The organism is Brachybacterium sacelli, from assembly GCF_017876545.1.
Classification (GTDB): Bacteria; Actinomycetota; Actinomycetes; order Actinomycetales; family Dermabacteraceae; genus Brachybacterium; species Brachybacterium sacelli.
Genome location: NZ_JAGIOD010000001.1, coordinates 3,070,967 through 3,084,730, shown reverse-complemented (window position 1 = coordinate 3,084,730; position 13,764 = coordinate 3,070,967). Strand labels below are relative to the sequence as shown.

9 protein-coding genes are annotated in these 13,764 nt (G+C 66.7%); 1 reads left to right on the top strand and 8 read right to left on the bottom strand.

Annotation, left to right across the window (positions count from 1 at the left end; translation table 11 throughout):
- Positions 1–20 precede the first annotated feature (20 nt).
- The gene (locus JOF43_RS13900; protein ID WP_209902912.1) at positions 21–1,463 is read right to left on the bottom strand and encodes a hypothetical protein; all 1,443 of its coding nucleotides are present in this window, start codon (positions 1,461–1,463) and stop codon (positions 21–23) included.
- Positions 1,460–4,009, bottom strand: coding sequence for a type IV secretory system conjugative DNA transfer family protein (locus JOF43_RS13895; RefSeq protein WP_209902911.1), 2,550 nt, complete (start codon positions 4,007–4,009; stop codon positions 1,460–1,462). The genes JOF43_RS13900 and JOF43_RS13895 overlap by 4 nt, the downstream gene beginning before the upstream one ends.
- A gap of 213 nt (positions 4,010–4,222) precedes the next feature.
- On the opposite strand from JOF43_RS13895, the gene JOF43_RS23290 reads away from it, so the two are divergent.
- Positions 4,223–4,540, top strand: a complete 318-nt coding sequence (locus JOF43_RS23290) for a GIY-YIG nuclease family protein (protein ID WP_209902909.1) — start codon at positions 4,223–4,225, stop codon at positions 4,538–4,540.
- A 1,297-nt stretch (positions 4,541–5,837) separates the two neighbouring features.
- Here JOF43_RS23290 and JOF43_RS13885 read toward each other — a convergent pair.
- From JOF43_RS13885 to JOF43_RS13860, 6 genes are read right to left on the bottom strand one after another with little or no spacing between them, the layout of a single operon-like run.
- A complete protein-coding gene (locus JOF43_RS13885) occupies positions 5,838–7,823 on the bottom strand; it encodes a hydantoinase B/oxoprolinase family protein (RefSeq protein ID WP_209902907.1) in 1,986 nt (661 codons plus the stop codon).
- Positions 7,820–9,931 (bottom strand): hydantoinase/oxoprolinase family protein, encoded by a 2,112-nt coding sequence (locus JOF43_RS13880; protein ID WP_209902905.1) that lies wholly within the window; start codon positions 9,929–9,931, stop codon positions 7,820–7,822. The genes JOF43_RS13885 and JOF43_RS13880 overlap by 4 nt, the downstream gene beginning before the upstream one ends.
- Positions 9,928–10,725, bottom strand: a complete 798-nt coding sequence (locus JOF43_RS13875; RefSeq protein WP_209902903.1) for an ABC transporter permease — start codon at positions 10,723–10,725, stop codon at positions 9,928–9,930. The genes JOF43_RS13880 and JOF43_RS13875 overlap by 4 nt, the downstream gene beginning before the upstream one ends.
- Positions 10,718–11,590 carry an ABC transporter permease gene (locus JOF43_RS13870; protein WP_209902901.1) on the bottom strand — a complete coding sequence of 291 codons (873 nt, stop codon included), beginning with the start codon at positions 11,588–11,590 and terminating at the stop codon, positions 10,718–10,720. Before JOF43_RS13870 ends, JOF43_RS13875 begins: the two co-directional genes overlap by 8 nt.
- The gene (locus JOF43_RS13865; RefSeq protein ID WP_209902899.1) at positions 11,587–12,672 is read right to left on the bottom strand and encodes an ABC transporter ATP-binding protein; all 1,086 of its coding nucleotides are present in this window, start codon (positions 12,670–12,672) and stop codon (positions 11,587–11,589) included. Before JOF43_RS13865 ends, JOF43_RS13870 begins: the two co-directional genes overlap by 4 nt.
- Positions 12,651–13,745: an ABC transporter substrate-binding protein gene (locus JOF43_RS13860; protein WP_209902897.1), complete on the bottom strand. Its 1,095-nt coding sequence runs from the start codon at positions 13,743–13,745 to the stop codon at positions 12,651–12,653. The genes JOF43_RS13865 and JOF43_RS13860 overlap by 22 nt, the downstream gene beginning before the upstream one ends.
- Positions 13,746–13,764: the final 19 nt, after the last annotated feature.

The following is a 13,764-nucleotide window of genomic DNA, read 5'->3' as shown; positions in this document are numbered from 1 at the left end:
CCGGCGAGGGACGACCAGTGCTAGGGACTTCGATCAGCATCAACGGCCTGCGGATCGTGGGGCGTGGACGAAGCAGTGAACTCGCCGAGTGACACCAACCCTCGCCATTTGCGGCCCGCGACCTGCTGTGTGAATCCGGGGCCGGTCATGCGGTCGGGGACCGAGGGGTGCTTCAACGTGTCGATGCCGCCGGTGCCGACCTGGTTCAGCAGGTACTGGTAGGTGCGCGGGACGGTCCCGGGGCGGAGCCAATAGGGGGTGCCGGCAAGCAGGCGCGCATTCGTCGAGATCATCTCGCCCGCCATCGTGGAGCCCTCCCGATACGGCAGCTGTGCCACGTCCAGTAGTTGCACGGGTCGCCAGCCGTCCTCGCCACCGTTGGTGCCGCGGGCGAGGAACGAGGCGGTGAGTCCGTTGATGGAGTCAGCGATCTGGTGCGGGCCGGGGAACCAGTCCGTCCACGAGACGACGCCGAGCCGTGCGGCGGTCCGGTTCAGTGCAGTGCCGGGGTAGTCGCGGACGGCTTCGCGGATCGCGGCTTGGATCTCGGCGTGGGCGGTGTTCTTCGCGGCGGCGCTGGTCGCCTGCGACGGCGTGGACACGTCCACGACGAGGACCACCAACGGCAGCTCGTAGGTGGGGTGGCGTTGGAGGATCTGTGCCCACTTAGCCATCTTCCGTCGGAACGCCTCCCCGACCGAGGCCGTGGTCTCGAGCGCGATGACGAGCCCGTCGCGGCGCACGATCCCGGCATCGGCCCGGCGGCCCAGATCCGCCTGCTGCACCTGTAGCCCTGAGGCGGCGAGCATGGACGGTAGGGAGATCTGCTTTTCGCCGAGCACCGTGGCGACGTCGCAGAACTCTGCGACGCGGAGTGCGAGCTCGGTGGTGAGGACGTTGTGGCGGTCGAAGCGGTGTTCGCTGCTCCAGTCCTGTCCGCCGGTGATGGCGATGTGCTCGGCGAACGTGAGGGACTTGCGGTACTGGGCGTAGGCGTCGATCTGGTCGCCAACGGTCCACATACTCATCCGCTGCGCAGCGGGGGCGAGACGGTTCATGCCGGCAGAGACGTAGCCGTGGGCGAGCAGGCCGGCACTGAACGGGGCTGAGAGCGCGGCTGGGTAGGTGTTTCCCATGACGCGTGACCCGGCGATGCAGGCGAGCTGCTCGCGGGTGACGGTGCGCCAGGAGGAGACGGCGCCAAGCGCGGCGAGGATCGAGGGGCGGTGACGGTTGGTGCGCATCTCCTTCAGCGCCTGGTCCTGGCCGGTGACGTAGCGGGGCGGGATGCCGGACCATCGCATCTGGGATGCGGGGGCGCGGCGGTGCTGGGAGGCGGAGACCCAGCCATCGGAGCTGCCGGTCGCGAACATCCCCTCCCAGTACGGGTCCACGCGCTCTGCGGCACGGAACGGGACCGACGCGATGGGACTGGGCAGGTCAGCGAGGTGCCGAGTGTTCATCGGGACCGGTCCTCTGTCTCGGCCGGGTAGACGATGTCGCGGAACGCGTCGCGGTCGTCTTCGAAGGGGTGGACTTTCGCGGTGAATACGTTCTGGCGTTGCTGCTCGAGCACGGTGCGGACGAGGGTCATGTACCGCGGCAGGTCCATCACTTCCTTGGGGTGGACGACTTCGAAACCTTCGCTCGCGCCGCCGGTGAAGTCCTTCGCGATCTGGGTGGCGACGTCTGAGTTCTCCTGGGCGTAGGAGATGACCGTCGACAGCGAGAACATGGTGCGCCGAACTGCGTCGGGTAGCTGGTCGGGTTCCTGGGTGGCGTAGATCGGGATGACGCCGAAGGAGCGGCCCTGCATGCGGGTCCACTCGATGACTTCGGGGGAGTTCGTCGCAACACGGGCGAGCTCGTCGCAGATGATCGCGACGTACCGGCCCTGCTCTTCCCATCCGGCGCACACGTCCTGGATGGCTTCCTTCAGCGAGTACAGGAGCATGCCGCTGAGCGCGTTGCCGACGGCGGCTGGGAGGCGGAGGTTGTCGCGGCTGGCGCCGGTGCGGGTGGAGGTCGCGCCCGAGTTGATCACTACGCGAAGGTGCCGGCGCAGGATCTCTTCGATGGTGGTGACGCGGCCCTCTGGTCGCCACCAGTGCGGGGCGAGCATCAGCACTTCGACCTTTGAAGAGGGTGCCTTCTGTAGGGCGGCGCGACTGGCCGGCTTCACCGTGGCGCCGTAGAGCTCGGACAGTCCACTGACTGCGATCTCGAGTGCGTTCTGGTCATCGTCTGCGCGGTGCGTTTTTACATCGGCGAGTCGGCGGCGGATCGTCTCGGCCAGGTGCACGCCGAACTCGTCGCCGTATCCGCCGAGCAGCGCGTGCGCGATCGACATCGGCGTCGCGACCGGAGCCGGGGTCGGCGCCTCCGGATGCGTCCCGATCGCTTCGTCCAGGACGTCGGTCGGGACACCAAGGGCGGTGGTGAACACTCCGCGGAGTGTCTTCGCGGATGCGGCGCCGATGGAGTCGCTGCCCCAGTGGTAGATCATCTTCTCCACGAACTTCGCGGCACTGTCGAGGATCCCGTCGCCGCCGGTGAACATGTTGATGCGGGCACCGTCAGGGTCGGCCAGATCGAACACGTGCACCTTGCGTCTACCGAGCGACGTGGCCCATGCCTGGTACTCGGCAGTGTCCTGCCCGGACTTCGACTCAAACGCCACGATCACACCCTCCTCGCCGAGCATGGACGCCGACTGCTCCGGTGCCGTGGCGGTGTCGCGGGGGAGTGGCTGCTGGTCCATCAGCAAGAACGCGAACAAGGACCGCAGAAGATACGACTTGCCGGAACGGGGCTTGCCGAACACAGCGATCCCGGCCCACAGATCCAGGGCCGACAGACGCACCATCCGGCCGATAGCGTCCAAGCCGATGACCGGTCCGATGCGGCGCAGCAGAGACGCCGGCGCACTGCGGTCACCCGTCTCGGAAGTGCCCGATGCCGAACCGGATGCGGGGGCGAGAGCACCGACTGGGAGGATCGCCCCGAGCTTGAACGCTCCCCGGTTCAGCGGGTAGTCACCTGGGTCACCGGAACGCTTCGAGGATCCGCTCTGGAAGTCCTGCGTGGACTCGGCCCGGCCCTGATCATTGCCTTGCGTCGGGGGACGGGTGCGCAACGCCCATCGCCGCGGCGGCAGCGGGAATCGGCCGGTACGGAACCGCTTCTCGTACCGCCGACCCCACACCACGTACCCCGCCATCGCGAGTAGCGGCAGGACCGCGGCAGTGAACAGGGCGGTGGTGATCATCGAGGCGACCTCGGCGGGGATCACTGTCGCGATACTCGGAGCGATGAGCTGCACGCCGATCCCCGCAGCGACGAACGTGAGAGTTGCAGCGAGCAGTTGCGCGAGCACCCAGGTGCGGGGGAAGCGGACGGTCCGCGTCTCGAGGTCGAAGCCGTGCATGTCGCCGGCCACCTGACGCAGCAAAGAGTCGACGCTCGAGCGGGACGTGGATGCCGCGGCGACATGCGCGATCACGCCGTTCGGTTCGAGGGAGTGGTGGGTCCCGCCGACGATGCGTCCCTTGATCCACCGATCCCACAGTCGGTCCTCGTGCAGTAGCAGACCGCGGTGCGGGGCCCGCATCGTGATCGCCACCCAGGACCCAACCGGCATGTCCGCCAGCGACGCCGCCATCGAGAACGGATCCCTACCGGACTGCGTCGTCGACGCACGCGTCCCACCCGGACGGAAGAACAGATGCCCGACCTGGTCGGCGGCGCGCAGATCCGGCAACTCGTCTACGTAGGAGAGCCTGCCCGTGACCGCATGCGCCGCGGACAGGGCGGCCTTGTTCATGCTGTCGGTGTCCGGGGTGATCAGGTAATTCTCTAGCCCGTCGCTGGTCATGACGGCAAGGAACGTCGCTGCGGTGCGAGGGCTGAGCGAGGACGCGAAGGAACGCATTCGGGTGGCGACGAGCTCGGGACTGTTCTGGCCACCGGATGCTCGGGCCACCCGGCGGATCACGGCGGATGTACTCATGCCCCTACATATGCGAAGGAGTCCCGGGGGATGCTTCCCCAAGGCTTACGGTCGATCCGCAGCCCCTCAGGACGACGGACTCACCGTCGCGACTCGGCGATTGTCGCCAGCCATAGCTAGCCTGGTCGAGAGGGCGATGCCTTCAGCCGATCCCTGAACTTCGAACGGCACGTAGCAGGATACGCAGATTCCCAGACTCTTGGAAGTGATCAAATGCCAGGCAGCCCAGGACTCGGATCAGCAGCCAGAAAACTATTCCGGATCTACGCACTCCTCACACCTGACCGCCTTACGGCCCATTATGTTGGCCAGACTGCAGACGCGTTACATCGACGACTTGAGGACCATCTCCGACGTCCAGGTCACAGTAAGAAGGCTGATTGGATTAGGGCTGTGCGCGAATCCGGCGACGCCCCGCAGATCGTCCTACTCGAGGAGTTTACTGGTTACCGCCAACAGGCGTACGAGCGCGAAACGTATTGGATACGGAGGCTACGAGCCCAGGGTCACCCTCTGAAGAATGTGCCCTGATGCTTAAGCTGAGTGCTCGACCAGGTCAGGGCACGCGCCTACCGATGTTGACGGGCAACGAAGAATCTCACGCATCGATCCTCGGATTTCAGGTTTTAGATGCCACCTGACCTTGAAGAATCATTCGCGCCGCCCAGGACGAGTCCCCGCCCTGAACGCGCTGTGTCCACGATGCGGCTTCGCCGCGGGAATCGTGGTGCGTCCAGTCGTATGACCTCGTCCGTGTATCGACCCCTGTGTTCCTCCGGCTTCGCCTATCGGGATGGTCGATTCAGCGTTCCTTGTGAGGTCATCCGATCCGGCGGGGACTGCTTGCGCTTCGCGCTGCGCATCGGACGGCGTCCGACAACTCGCGCTACGCGTTGCGTCACGGACTGCGTCCGTCTGCTCGTACTTCGTACTTCGCCACGGGCTCCGCCCGAACACGCTCCGCGGGCGGAACGCATGCGCTGCGCGCAACAACACGCGGCGCGATGCGCAACGCACCGCTCCGCGAGGGAACCGTTCACGTCGGTGTGCACGAGTTCTCGCCACACTTAGCGTCACGCGCAACGTATCGGGCGCGTAGCGCATGCGCCGCGCAGCGGGAATCCGACCACTCCTTGAGTGCATCCGGGGATCTCCGATCCATGGAACACGCCGACTAGATCGACACTTCGTGAAGTGGGCGGGAACGCACCGACACCGCGACGACCACGAAACGCGAAGCATTGCAAAGTACGAAGTACGAGCAGACGCAGGCCCCGGCCAGCGTCGACGCCCGCAGTACTGAACGCGGGTACCGAGAATCCAAGAAGTGCGCGGGGAGACCATGCACGAGCAGCGCTGTGCGCAGCGCACAGCTGACGAACCGTGAACGTCACGAGGGCAGCGTTGCGACGGCTGAGAGGACGCGTACCGAGGGACCCGCCCAGTCAGCGCACCGGTTTCGCACCGAGAGCAGCGACCAGTGGGCGCCACGGCTGCGTCATGCGCGCGCAGCGCACCGACATCGCACCGATCCACGCCACGACCACCACCAAGGGGCGAAGCCCCGGCAGGGAGCGAACCGACCAGACCGGACAGTGAGCACCAAGGACGGACGAGCGCCAGCGAGGACAACCGCCGGAGCGAGTCGGCCGGGGAGGGAGTGAGCGACCCCTTGTTAAGGCTCTGGGGCCGGCTCGGCGCTACGTGTTGGTTCGGCGGTGTGAGGGTAGTGGTTCGGGCTGTCGCCCACGCCCGATCGCCTCGCTGCGGCTCGGCGGGGTGGGGCGCGGGGTCTCCCACCGTCGCCGACAGTAGCGACGGATCGAGTTCAGGCCTCCAGCTGCGTGACTTCGGCCGCGAACCTGGCTCGGGCAAGGGTGATCTCGTTGTCGTCGGCCGCGACGGTCGGGAAGGAGCCTGGAAGCTCGGCGAGGACTGCCAATAGCAATCGCTCGCGAATGCCGGACCGTTCGACCAGCGGTCGCACCATGAGCGCGCTGACGAAGCGGTCGTAGGTCTCGGTGTCGAACACCGACTCCCAGCGAGAGATCTCGGCTCCTCGCCCGTGATCTGCGCCGTTGGTGGGCCGTCCGGAGCGCCGCTGGGCGGTGGCCTCCTCGTCTACCGCTCCGTCCACGATCACGACTCCGTAGTCCCTCTCGGCCGACGTGATTCCGACCAGACCTGCCGAGACGTCATCCAGTACGGCGAGAGCATCGCGAGCGAACGGGTCTCCAAAGCCCCCGGCACCTGCGGTGCGCAGAGTGACCACGTCCCCGGGTCCGACCGAGATGACATCCGGAGCCGACGGTCGCTGCTCGTGTTCTGTGCCCTCGTTGATCACGAGCTCGCTTTGAGCACCCGGAAGCCCACCCTCGAACCCCCAGGGCCGGAAGACCCGTCGCTCCAGGCCGCGGGTCAGTAACGAGGCGGGCGCATGGACCTCGAACACCAACTCCAGGCCGGTACCGCCGCGCCAGCGGCCCGGGCCACCCGAATCCGGGCGAAGGGAGTAGCGATGGATCGTCGTAGACAGCTCGGCCTCGACGGTCTCAACCGGATTGTTCGAAAGGTTAGAGATGCCCGAGTCACGTCCGTCGACACCGTCGGCCCCGTACCGAGCTCCCATGCCACCGACCATCGGTTCGAGCACCTGCACCACATCGCCGTCGGGGTGCTGCTCGGCGAGCACGACGGGCACTACCAGTCCGCTGCTGGCAGCCGGCACCACCTGCGGAGCCGCCTGGATGAGGGCCCCCGAGAGTGCATCGTTGACACGTGAGGAGCTGGCGTGGCGCACTCCGACCGCGGCTGGCCGTTGCGCGTTGACCAACGATCCCGGGGGAACGGTAACGCTCACATCTCGAGTGAGGCCGGCATTGAGGTGGATCTCCGGATCGAGGGTGCCGACGAGCGCGAGCACTCGGGTGACCAGCCAAGCGTGAACCGTGCCCTGGCTGGCGACGTTGAAGGCGGAGCGCACCTGGGGGTCAGTGCCGGTGAAGTCGATGTCCATCGTGCCGTCGCGCATCGTGATCAGCACGCTGATTCGGACCGGCAACCTGGAGACGCCGTCGTGGTCGAGAAAGTCGACAAAGCGATAGCGGCCGTCCTTGAGCACCCTCAGCGCAGCGCGGGCGCGCACTGCGGTTTCCTCGACCATCGCCTCGTGCGCGGAGAGCAATGTCGGTCGCCCGTAGCGGTTTAGGATCTCCTGGAGACGTCTGCTGCCCGTCTCGAGCGCCGCGAACATCGCCTGGAAGTCGCCGCGGTTGGCTTCGGGCGTTCGGGAGTTGCGCAGCACCAGACGCTCGACATCGGGGTCGACGCGGCCTTCGCGAACTATCCTCACGGGCGGGATCTGCAGTCCCTCTGCGAAGATCGAGTCGTTGGTGGGGCTGATCGACGAGGGCACGCGTCCGCCGATGTCCGAGCAGTGGATGAAGCACCATCCGTAGCCGACGATCTGCTCGCCGTCGAAGTACGGGCGGATCATCTGGATGTCCGGCAGGTGAGTGGCCAGCCCCCGTGTCGAGTACGGGTCGTTGGCGATGATCACGTCGCCGGGTCGCAGCGGTCCGCTCTGCGTCGCGGCCTCCACGGTTGTCTTGACGTTCAGACCCACGAAGCCGGAGACCCCGATGTTGCGCGGGTAGGCCACGAACCGGCCGTCGACGTCGGCGATCGCGCAGCAGAAGTCGGCGGTCTCCTTGACGTACAGGCTACGGCTGGTGCGTTGCAGTGTCTTGCACATCTCCTCCGAGGCCGCGCGCAGTTTTAGGGCGACGATGTCACGACCGATGTCCGCGCTCATGCTCGGTCCTCCTGCGTTGGGTGGTGCTGTCTGGTCAGGTGGATGGTGCCGTCAATGCCGGATGCCGCCGTCCAGCCGGTCGGGACTAGGACGGTGCTGTCCGACACGTCGATCACGGCCGGGCCGGTCACCGTTGCGTGACCGGGCAGCGCTGCGGCCGCGTATATGGACGCCCTCACCCAGCGGCCTCTCTCGCGAAGATCTCGGTGCGCCGTTGGCGGGGGCGATTCGGTGCCGGTGGTGGGGACCGCGGCGGCGTGCGGTGCCTCGGTCGCGGGGGAGAGAGTTGCGAGGCGCAACGTGCCGAGTTCGACCGCGGCGTTCTCGTCCCGGAAGCCGTGCACCCTCTCGTGTTCTGCATGGAAGGCCTCACGGAGGGTGCTGAGATCCGGGACCAGCTCATCGGCCCGGTCCAGGGGTCGAGTAGCGAGTGCCACGGTCAGCTCGTAGGCCTGCCCCTGGTAGCGCATGTCTGCCGAGAGGCCCAGGTGCGCCCGTTCGGGTGCTCCGCCGCTGCTCCGCAGCCATTCGATGCCCTCGGCAGCGAGCTCGGTGACGATGTCGGCGGCCAGTTCCCGAACCTGCCCGTTCAGTGTGCGGCGGATGCTGCGGGCGAGATCGCGGCGCAGGGGGGCGATAGCGGCGCCGAGCGCGCAGAAGGTCGCAGCCGACGCAGGCACAAGTACCTTCTCGATCCCCAGCTCGTCCGCGAGCAGCAGCGCGTGGGTGGGGCCCGCGCCGCCGAAGGGCACCAGCGTGAACTCTGAGGGCTCGTGTCCCCGTTCCGCGAGGATGGTGCGCAGGGCGGTCGCCATCTGCACGGTCGCGATCTCGAGCACGTACTCGGCGGCGGCGCCCGCGGCGCCGAGGCCGGCGTCCTGCGCGATTGCGTCGAAGGCGGAGTCGGCGGCAGAGCGGTCCAGGGGCATCGTCCCGCCGAGGAATCCCTGCGGGTCCAGCAAACCGGCGCTGAGGTAGGCGTCGGTGATAGTCGGCGTCGTGCCGCCGCGCCCGTAGCTCACAGGCCCCGGGTGCGCGCCGGCGCTCTTGGGCCCGATGTGCAGTGCCGCGGCGTCGCCCGTGTCGCCGGCGCTGACCATGGAACCGCCTCCCGAGCCGATCGCGCTGACGTCCACGACCGGGAGCATCAGGGGCAGTCGTCCCAGCATGGTGCGTGTGGTTAGCACGGGTGCTCCGCCGACCACGACGGACATGTCGCTGCTGGTGCCTCCCATGTCGAAGGTCAGCACATTGCGATCCGGCATCGTCAGGGCGGCGGCGGTTACTCCGGAGGCGGGGCCGGACAGGACGGTCTCGAGCGGGTGCAGCGCCGCGTAGTCCAGGGAGAGCGTGCCGCCGTTGGACGCGGAGATGAAGACCGGCGCGGTGAGGCCGAGCGCGTTCAGACGGGCCCTGAGCCGCTCGTAGTATCGGCCCATCAGAGGTCTGATGTGCGCTTCGAGGACTGCCACCAGTGAGCGTTCGTACTCGCGGATTTCCGGCCAAGTTCCTGCGGCGGAGATTACCGGCACGCCGTGGAGCCGCTCTTCCAAGGCGGCGGCGAGCTCGTGTTCAACCTCTGGGGCGGTGAAGCCCTGCACGAGCGATAGGGCGACTGCTTCGGGCTGCGTAGCCCTGACCTGCTCAGCGAGCTGGTCGAGCTCACTCTCTGTGGGGTTTCGGAGCAGGCGACCATCGGCGGAGAGCCTCGCGTCGACTTCGAGCACCCGCTCACGCGGCACGAGCGGCAGCTCCGCCGCGGCGTGGAGGTCGAAGGACTTGGGAAGGCGGGCGCGGGCGATGCCCAGCAGGTCTCTGTAGCCGCGGCTGGTCACGAAGCTGACCCGGGCCCCGGAGCGCTGGATGATCGCGTTCAGCCCGATCGTGGTTCCATGCACCACAGCATCGACTGAGGACAGATTCAGGCCCTGTTCGAGCAGATCCCGCAGACCCTGTTCCACGGCCTCGGATGGGTCGTGAGGTGTAGACGGCGTCTTGTGCCGCTGCACGGTGCCGTCGGTCCCCTGCGGGACTACGACGAGATCCGTGAACGTCCCTCCGACGTCAATGCCGATGCGCGAGGTGGTGATGGCGTGTTCCTTTCTCACAGATGGTTCGAAATCCGGACGAAACGCTCGAGGACGAGGATTACCACCACACTGATTGCCATCAACAGGGTGGAGACCACGGCGGCTGAGGGGTCCAGCTCGAACTGGACGGCGGACAGCACCCGCAGCGGGACGGTGGTGGTGTTTGCGCCAGCGATGAAGGTCGACACTGCGACCTCGCCGAGGGAGATCACTGCGGCGAACACCCCGGCGGAGATCAGGCCGGGCACCAGCTGCGGCAGCGTCACGGTGAGGAACACCCGCACGGGTCCGGCCCCTAGGCTCGCCGCGGAGGCCTCTATCTGAGGATCGAGGGACGTCGCGCTGTTCATCACCGCCCGCAGGCCGAAGGGAAGTGCGACCAGGGAGTGCGCGAGCCACAGCCCGCCAATTGTGTTGATCAGGCCGAGGGACTGCAGATAGGTGAGCAGGCCGATGCCGAGCATGATCTCGGGCACCATCAGCGGAGACATCAGGAATGCCTGGACGGCTCCGTGACCGCGAAAGCGGCCGCGCACTAGCCCATACCCGCCCAGCAGCGCGAGCACTGCGACGGTGGGGATTGCCAGCAGCGCGAGCAGGAACGACAGCGAGAAGGAAACGCGCCATTCGCGGTTGGCGAGGACCTGCTCGTACCAGCGCAATGAGAAGCTCTCGGGCGGGAAGGACAGGGAACTGCTGGCGGAGAACGACGTGATCACCACGACGAGCAGCGGGCCGATCAGGAACACCATCGTCAGCGCGACGACGATGTGCAGCAGCCAGGAACCGGAGGTGGACTTTCGCTCAGCCATGGAGCCGCTTCCTCCAGACGAGCTGAACGAGACCCAGCAAACCGGCGACGACGAGGCTGATCGCCAGTAGCACGAAGCTCATCGCGGCGGCGGTGGGGTAGTCGAAAGAGCTCATCACCTGGGTGTAGACGCGCAGTCCTCCGAGTGGCTGGTTTACTCCGCCAATCAGCAGCGGCGTCACGTAGATGCCCATGGACAGGGAGAACACCACGATCCCTCCTCCCACCAGGCCCGGGACCGATAGTGGGAGGATCACCTGCACGAAGCGCCGCGCTGCACCGGCACCGAGGGAGTGCGCGGCCCGCAGCACCGATTCGTCCAGTGACTTCAGGGATGAGTTCAGCATCAGCACGAAGAACGGCAACAGCACGTGGACGATCGAGATGATTGATCCTGCGCGGCTGGTGAGAAGGCTCAGCGGCTGCTCGATGAGCCCGAGGCCCAGTAGTGCCGAATTCACAGGGCCCTCGGCGGACAGCAAGATCCGCCACCCGTAGGAACGCACCACCACCGACGTCAGCATGGGAGAGATGACCACCATGAACACCAGCACCTTGAGCCAACGCTGGGTTGTGCGTGCGATCACCCAGGACAGCGGGAAGGCCAGCACCGCGCACGCGATTGTCACGATCGTGGCGTTGACCACGGTGAACAGGAGGCTGTCGGCGAAGTACGGCTCGGTCAGAACCCGCTGGAAGTTCTCGGGGGTGAAGCCGCCGAGGATGCGATTGAATGCGTCCGTGGGTCGCAGGCTCAGCTGTGCGAGCTGAATGAGCGGGAAGGCGAACATCACCACCACGAACACCAGCGGCGGGACGACCAGTGCGCCAGGACCGAGCCGGCGTGGAGGAGCGGTGGTGCTCATCGGGAGTCCTCCGTGATGACATGTGGGGCATTGGCCGACCAACTGATGTTGACGTTGCTGCCCGCCTCGGGCAGAACCCAGCCGGATCCGGGTCGGTCGGGGACCTGGGCAGTCAGGCTCCGGCCGATTTCAGTCTCGAGCACGAACTCCCAGTGGGACCCGGTGAACGAACGCATGTGCACGGTGGCCGGAACGCCATCCGATGTCGCCTCGGCGTCGATGAGGATCTGCTCTTGGCGGATCGCGACGTCGACCGTCGTACCGGGGGCCCGGCCGGTGCGGACCGGCAGACGCGTGCCGTCCACGTTGATCGCCTCGGCGTCGATCACCGTACCGTGCAGAATGTTCGCCGCGCCCATGAAGTCTGCGACAAATCGGGTGCGGGGACGGCGGTAAATCTCCTCGGGGGTGCCGAGCTGCTCCAGCCGGCCGGCGTTGAACAGGGCGACACGGTCGGACATCGACAGCGCTTCGTCTTGATCGTGGGTCACGAAGATCATGGTCGTGCCCAGGGCCTCCTGGATCTCCCTCAGCTCGATGCGCATCTGGCGGCGCAGCTGCGCATCAAGGTTCGACAGCGGCTCGTCGAGCAGCAGCACCTCGGGGCTGATCGCGAGCCCCCGGGCGAGTGCGACACGCTGCTGCTGACCACCGGAGAGCTGGTTGGGGCGACGCTCGGCGTAGTCGGTCAGCCCTACCAGCTCGAGCATCTGCGCGACGCGTTCCTCCCGTGGGCCACGACTGATGCCGCGCACTCCCAGCCCGTAGCCCACATTGCCGGCGACCGACAGATGCGGGAACAAGGCATAGTTCTGGAACACGACCCCGAGGTCGCGTCGATGTGGGGCGAGCGAGGTGATGTCCCGGTCTCCCACGGAAATGGACCCGCGGCGGGGCGGGACGAACCCGGCGATCGCGTTGAGTAGGGTCGTCTTCCCGCAGCCCGAGGGGCCGAGGATGGAGATGAACTCTCCAGCGTGGACCGTGAGCTCGTCCAGGGAGAGCACTTCCCGGTCGCCGTAGCCGACGCCGAGGTCCTTGATTGTTACATCGCTGGGCATCAGCCGAAGATCCCGTTCCATCGTGTTTGCCAGTCCTCCAGTCGGGGGATGGCCTGGGTGTAGTCGACCCACGCGAAGCTTTTGAAGACTTCCTCACCATGGGCGATGCGTGCCTCGAACTCGTCGGAGTAGTCAATCGTCAGGTTCGCGGCGGCGTACAGCGTGCCCTCGCCGAAGACCTTCTGGTTCTCCGCTTGGGCCAGGGTCCCCAGGAATTCGTAGGCGAGCTGCTCCCGCTCGGTGCCAGCTGCCACGTAGTAGGAGGTGAGTGCACCGACGCCGCCGGAGGCGGGGTAACTGAAGCCGACGGGGTCGCCAGCGTCAGCCATCGCGAAGGCGCGGCCGTCCCAGAACGGCGCAACCCAGGCATCGCCCTGCTGGATCGCGGAGAGCATGCTGCCAGCATCGCTGGGAAAGACCGAGGCGCGGCCGCTGAGCTGTTCGAGCTGGGTGAACACCTCGTCGACTGCGTTCTCGTCGTCCATCGTCCCGCCATTTTCCTGGAGCAGACCGGCTAGCAGTTCCAGGCCCGGGCTGTAGGTGAAGGGTGGTACGCCGACGAAGTTGCCCCATTGCTCGTCGAAGATGTCGCTCCAGTTCTCCGGAGCGCGGTCCGCATGTTCTGTGCGGTACATCAACCCGCACGTGCCTGTGGTCAGCGGTACGCCGTAGGTCGTCTCGCCGACGCCTGCCGCGGAGAGCAGGGTTGGGCTGAGTTCGTCGAAGTGTTTGATCTTGTCCGTCTCGAGTGGCGCGATCAGCTCCAGCGCTGCGGCCTGCACCACGATGTCCGGGGTGAAAGCCATGAGGTCGAAGGGCGGGCGCTGCCTGTCGGCGACCCGGAGCTGGGCGAGCCATTCCGACGGTGCGCCGACCACCACGTTAACCGTGGCACCGGTTTCTTCCTCGAAGGGCTCGATCACGGCTTCCCGCAGGGTGTCGCTCCACGCCCCGGCGAAGGCGCAGATCGTCAGGTCGGTGCCGGTGACTGATGAGCTTCCGGTGTCGACGGTGCAGCTGGTGAGTGCGGGCACTGTGGGGCTGAGCGCCAGCGCACCTCCAGCAAGCACCTGGCGCCGGGTGAGCGATGCCATTGGCCTCCTTCAGTAGTAA

Coding starts and splice junctions, on each gene's coding strand:
- JOF43_RS13895 (WP_209902911.1), bottom strand. CDS start 4,009: ATGAGTACATCCGCCGTGATCCGCCGGGTGGCCCGAGCATCCGGTGGC.
- JOF43_RS13865 (WP_209902899.1), bottom strand. CDS start 12,672: ATGGAACGGGATCTTCGGCTGATGCCCAGCGATGTAACAATCAAGGAC.
- JOF43_RS13900 (WP_209902912.1), bottom strand. CDS start 1,463: ATGAACACTCGGCACCTCGCTGACCTGCCCAGTCCCATCGCGTCGGTC.
- JOF43_RS13885 (WP_209902907.1), bottom strand. CDS start 7,823: ATGAGCGCGGACATCGGTCGTGACATCGTCGCCCTAAAACTGCGCGCG.
- JOF43_RS23290 (WP_209902909.1), top strand. CDS start 4,223: ATGCCAGGCAGCCCAGGACTCGGATCAGCAGCCAGAAAACTATTCCGG.
- JOF43_RS13875 (WP_209902903.1), bottom strand. CDS start 10,725: ATGGCTGAGCGAAAGTCCACCTCCGGTTCCTGGCTGCTGCACATCGTC.
- JOF43_RS13870 (WP_209902901.1), bottom strand. CDS start 11,590: ATGAGCACCACCGCTCCTCCACGCCGGCTCGGTCCTGGCGCACTGGTC.
- JOF43_RS13860 (WP_209902897.1), bottom strand. CDS start 13,745: ATGGCATCGCTCACCCGGCGCCAGGTGCTTGCTGGAGGTGCGCTGGCG.